1 pseudogene is annotated in these 3919 nt (G+C 37.9%); it reads right to left on the bottom strand.

The annotated features are described in order from the left end of the window. Positions 1-3358, bottom strand: a pseudogene (locus tag ACFIL8_RS08065) (hypothetical protein); the annotation flags it as partial. Positions 3359-3919: the final 561 nt, after the last annotated feature.

Raw genomic sequence — 3919 nt, 5'->3', positions numbered from 1 at the left:
CTTTAAAGGCAGAACCAACATCGGTATGCGGTTTATCTGTTACAACACCTTTTTCATCAATATTCGATAATTTATACTCTGGTACTTTAAAGTTTTTGCCATCAAAGGATACATCTCCACCTAAAATTTTTGATAAATCCTCAGTGATTGTATGAAGCTGATCGCCATTAATCGCATCACTCGAAGCTGATATTATAGAACCTGCGGCAAGCGATGTGATCTTGCTGTTTTCCTTTTCTCCATCTTTTTCCCCATGCTTGGCTACAAAGGATTGTTCTTTACCATCCCACAACAGAGCATCGCCTTGGACAGATTCTTTGATATTCGTGACTTTGTCATTAAAATCATTAACGATGTTCTGCATATTCTTATTCACAGTCTGGAAATTCTTATCAATTCCGTCAAAGGCTTCCGCTACATTATTGTAGGTTTTTTCTTCAACTTCAATTTCATTGCTCTCTAAGTTGAAAACTTTGAGTTTGAAGGTTGGTTTGTTCAATACGCCATTCTCATACGTAGCATCGCCGCCAAAATATTCTGCAACTTTGTTGCCCAGTGCATAAAGCTGGGAACCTGTTATAGTTTCGTGCGAATCTTTCTCTACCTTACCATCAGCGACATTAACAATCTTGCTCGCACCCTTCTCACCATGAGCAGCATTGTAGGCACCACCATCACCTACACTGCCATCCCAATTTAAACTATTCGAAGAGAGGTCATTTTCAAATTCCTTTATACGAGCATTCACATTCTTGATATTATCATCAAGTCCTTTAAAGGCAGAACCAACATCGGTATGAGATTTATCTGTTACTTCACCTTTTTTATCAATATTCGATAATTTATACCCTGGTACTTTAAAGTTTTTTCCATCAAAGGATACATCTCCTCCTAAAATTTTTGATAAATCCCCAGTGATTGTATGAAGCTGACCACCATTAACGGCATCTGTCGAATTTGAGCTAAGATCTCCACCCGCAAGACCTGTTATTTTTTTACCTGCAGCATCAATACCATCCGCTATTACTTTGGGGCCATTTTCAATCGTTAAGCCCGTTTTATCTAAAGTGACGTCTTTTAATTTTACACTGTTCAATGTGACATCTTGTGCCAAATCAAATGTTATTTTTTTGTCTTTACTGTCTGTTGTATCACTATTTTTAATCTCAAAGTTTTTGCTTCCAGAAACCAAATTTAATATATCACCCGGCTGAAAGTTTGAAACAGCCTTATCATTAAGAGAAAGTGTCCACCCTTGTGCTACAAATTCCCTTAATTTTTTCAGCTGCGCAATGTTGACGGCATCAGTGTCTGCATAACCCGCTGCCACACCTGTAAGCTGTCGTGTTATCTTATTCGGAGTATCACCAATACTAAAAGCTCCTTGAGTGCTCTTCCATATCACACCATCATCCGTTGACTGGCTCCCTATGGAAGGATCATAGCCAACTGCGGACACTGAGTTACGAGAAACAGATTTATAACCCACAGCAACACCACCCTCAGAAAGTACTTGTACATTTGATCCTAATGCCATACTATTTTTAGCTGTTGCAGCTGAAAGTCCACCTAATGCAATACTATTTTCACCAGATGCATTTGCAGAACCACCTAATGCAATACCATTATCGGCAGTTGCACTTGAAAGCTTACCTATAGCAATACTTTCTTGCCCACCTTTTCCCTCACTGGCAGCAATTGTAATGCTCTCCGTTTCGGCATGCCATTTAAAAACACTATCATCGGCAGCTTTTTTAATCTCATTGTGAAGATTTACATAAGACTTACCCACACCTTCAAAGGCTTTGGCTACATTTGGAAAACTTTCTTCTTCAATCTCATTCGTCTCAGGATTTAAAGTTTTAATTTTGAACTCTGGATTATCCCATTGACCATTCGTAAATTTAACACCACCGCCTAAATATCCAGCTATATGGGTAGCTACAACATTCAACTGACTACCATTTACCGCCTCTTGTGAATCTGCACTAAGATCACCAGATGTAACACCCGTTACCTTTTTATTTCCAGCATCAATACCACCGGTGGTTATTTTCGGACCATCAGTAATTACTAAGCCCGTAGCATCGAAGGTATTTTTACCTGCCTTTACGCTCTCCAGTGCAATGTCTTGAGCCAGATCAAACTTTACTTTATTGTCCTCTTTGCCCTTTGTAATATTTAGGTTGCTACTTCCAGCGGAAAAATCTACCGCGCTATCCATAAGAACAGTTGTAGCATTTTTATCTCCAACAGAGAATTTCCAACCGTTTTGTCTTACAACTTGTTCTAAGTCCTGCAACTGTCTAAGGTTCACTGCATCGGTAACATTAGAACCAGCTGCTACGCCTGTAATTTGTCTGGTTATACCCTTACTATAATCACCAACACTAACTGAGCCCCGCGTACTTTTCCATTGCGCCTCAACGTTTGTTGCAGGCCCCTGCAACAAAGAAGTGTAGCCAAGCTCACCAGCAGCCCTATCGGATATAGAATCGCTTCCTAGAGCAACACCTGCCGCAACCGTCACATTAGAGCTAGCGCCTATAGCAATTCCCTGCAGCGCCTGCTCCTGTGCATATGCATTGTACCCCATAGCAATCGCTTCATTTGCATAACTATGTGCTTTACTACCGAAGGCTATTGAAAAATCACCTAATGAAACTGTTCTCTCTTTTTCATCATAACTATCGGTTAGAGAAGAGCCGATTGCAATGCTATTTTTAGTATCTCTACTCCTACCGGCTAAAGCAGTTAAGCCGATTGCAATCCCTTGGTCAGCCTTCGTCTGCGCTACCTGCCCGTAAACAATAGCATCATGAGCTTCTCCCTGAGCTCGTTCACCATGGACAAGAGGATTACCCAAATTCCCATCCCTAGTCATTTGACCGCCCGTTACAACTCTTGGAGTTAAAGCTGCTCTTGTTATTTTTTTACTTCCAGCATTCATATCAATTGAACGTATTGAATCGCTGGCTTCTGCCAAAACATTCACTATAGGACTATAATCGCTCACACCAGTAAGAGTTTTGGTTAAAAAATTTGCATAGTCATCAGCAGCACTTACCTTGGATGTCAAAGAAACATTCAGCGCTGTTAAATAATTTTCCTGTGATGCACTAGAAGAATCCAAATCACTGTTATAGCTATCATAAACAGAGACAATACTTTGTGGATATATCTCAGCAGTGTTCCTTATGTTTGCAGAAATCTCTTCTCCTGAATCAAGATCATTCGAAAAAACAGGGGAAATACTGGCTAAAAGTGCAGCTATTGAAGTCAAGGATAGGACTTTAATAAAAGGAAAACGGGAAAATTTTAAATTGCTCCCTGCTAATTTTGTATATAATTTTTTCATAATGAACTCCCCAATGAAAGAAATAACTATAAACACAAAAAAGACACATTTAAACGCTATAAAGTTTCCTAAATTTGGTTTTTCTAAACGTATTCAAAAATTTAGTACCGGACTGCAAAGAGAGAGAAGTTGTGTTTTTAGCTTTTATGGTTAATGTGTTTTGCTCTTTTACATTTCCTAAGAAAGTAAATTTCTTTGTGGTGATTAGTTTTTTTAACTTTTAAACTTATTGTTTGTTTTTTGCAAGGGGTAGAGTTGATTTAGTGGATTGTTTTATAACTTCTTCCAGTAAAGTTGAAATACATTTGAATGTGTACTTTTATCTTAGTAGAAAGCTTTTTAATAGATTTGTAGAGAGCAAAAGGTTTTTTTCTATCTGTAGAGTGCTACAGATTTTTCAGATTTAAAAATTAAAGAAAAAATAATGAACTTATAATTTATGGAAAAACTTATTATCTTATTTTGAAATAAGAAGTTCATTTTTTTGAAAGCGTCCGGTTTTTCTGTTTTTTAAACCTGTATTTATCGTTAGCGCTTATCAATTTATATATATTTTTTTAC

Source organism: Bartonella sp. AP57NXGY (assembly GCF_042195805.1).
Taxonomy (GTDB): domain Bacteria; phylum Pseudomonadota; class Alphaproteobacteria; order Rhizobiales; family Rhizobiaceae; genus Bartonella.
The sequence above is the reverse complement of the archived record's forward strand: the minus strand, read 5'-3'. Positions and strand labels throughout refer to the sequence as shown.